1 protein-coding gene is annotated in these 1,790 nt (G+C 61.0%); it reads left to right on the top strand.

Annotated features, from left to right (window positions below; translation table 11 throughout):
* Positions 1 to 79: 79 nt before the first annotated feature.
* Positions 80 to 1,312, top strand: a complete 1,233-nt coding sequence (locus I6F09_RS37060; protein WP_225145042.1) for a transposase family protein — start codon at positions 80 to 82, stop codon at positions 1,310 to 1,312.
* Positions 1,313 to 1,790 lie beyond the last annotated feature (478 nt).

The raw sequence follows: 1,790 nt of genomic DNA, 5'->3' as shown, positions 1-1,790 counted from the left end.
ATTGCCTCGCTAAAAATGTTACCGGACAACTTCCCTGTCGTGTCTGGGGCGGAGCTGCCGAATCAGATCGGTGGCGGCTATGGCAGGGAAGATCAGCATGCGCGCAAAGCGCGAGATCACATCAGCGCTGGCCGAGCGTTATCGGGCAAGCGGGCGGCTCGAGAAGGGACGGATCCTAGACGAGCTGTGCGCCGTTGCGGGATGGCATCGCAAGCACGCGATCCGAGCGCTGTCAGCGGACGGGGCATCGGGGTCGGCCGTGCCGCGGCGGCGGGGCCGGACCTACGGAGCTTCCATTCGTATGGCACTGATTGTGCTATGGGACTCGTCTGACCGGCTCTGCAGTAAGCGGCTCGTCGCGATGATCCCGTTCTTGCTTCCGGCTCTTGAACGGCACGGCAGATTGAAGCTTTCTGCTGATGAGCGGTCTAAGGTTTTGAGGGTGAGCGCGGCGACGATCGATCGCCTGCTGAGCGACGTAAGGATCGCAGCAGCCGGAGGACGCCGACGGCGGGCGGGCTTTTCCAGTGCCGTACGGCGGCAAGTCCCGGTGCGTACATTCAATGACTGGGGATCACCTCCGCTGGGGTACTGCGAAGCGGATCTGGTTGCGCACGGCGGCATGTCCGTATCCGGGGCCTTCATTCAGACGCTAACAATGGTGGATGTCGCAACGGGGTGGACCGAATGCTTTCCGCTTGTTGTGCGTGAAGCAGCGCTTGTGGTCGAGGCCCTCGAGCGCGCCCAGAACCTATTTCCCTGGCCCGTTTGCGGGCTCGATTTTGACAACGACAGCGCCTTCATGAACGACACGGTCGTCTCGTGGTGCCGTTCTCACGATGTCGAAGTCACTCGTTCCAGGGCCTACAAGAAGAACGATCAAGCGTTCGTTGAACAGAAGAATGGAGCTATCGTTCGACGTCTGGTGGGCTACGGGCGCTTTGAAGGCATTGATGCCGCTCGCTCATTAGCTCGCCTGTTTGCCGCGGCACGGCTGCACATCAATTTCTTCCAGCCCTCGTTTAAGCTGAAGGAGAAGCACCGCGAAGGTGCCAAGGTGATCAAGCGTTATCTTCCTCCCGCTACACCGTACGAAAGAGCATTGGTCCACCCGCATCTCAACGAGGCATTCAAACGTCGGCTGCGTGAGATTTACCGCACGCTTGATCCGGTGGCATTGCTGGCACAGATGAGGGACGCTCAAAATGAGCTGGGCAAGCGTGTTGATCAGCGGGCCGGAAAGCCAGCCATGACCGTCGCGCCGGTGCAAAGCGACTTGACCGCCTTTGCCCGAGAGCTCGGCGACGGTTGAAAGCAGGGTGAGCAGCGCGGCATTCATCGGCGCCGCTATGTGCGGCGCAAACCTGCGCCACGTCGGCCATCGATGCTCGACCCATACATTCCCATGATCGAGGAATGGCTCGCCGCGGCTCCGCACTTGTCCGCCGTCGATCTCCTCTCCCGGCTGGCAGCGCATGCGCCGGGTCAGTTCAGTGGCCATCAGCGGCGTACGGTGCAGCGGTTGGTGAAGAATTGGCGATCAAAGGTCGCTCGACAGCTCATCAGCAGCACCGAAACCATACTATCGTTCCAAGCTTCCCTCGCTGTCTAAATCCCACGTGTTGCTTTGCCGAATCACCGCAAGCCGCTCTCTCGCTACGGCGCTCTGGAGGGCGCGCTTCGCGAGCGGCTTGCTCGGACCCGCGGGGTCCAATTCGCGCGACAGCTGGGGGCGCTCGGTAACATTGTCATCTGAGGCAATATGAGGGGGCAGTTTTCCATGGCGCGCG

The organism is Bradyrhizobium sp. IC3195 (assembly GCF_020193585.1).
Taxonomy (GTDB): Bacteria; Pseudomonadota; Alphaproteobacteria; order Rhizobiales; family Xanthobacteraceae; genus Bradyrhizobium; species Bradyrhizobium yuanmingense.
This window is presented reverse-complemented; position numbering and strand designations above follow the sequence as displayed.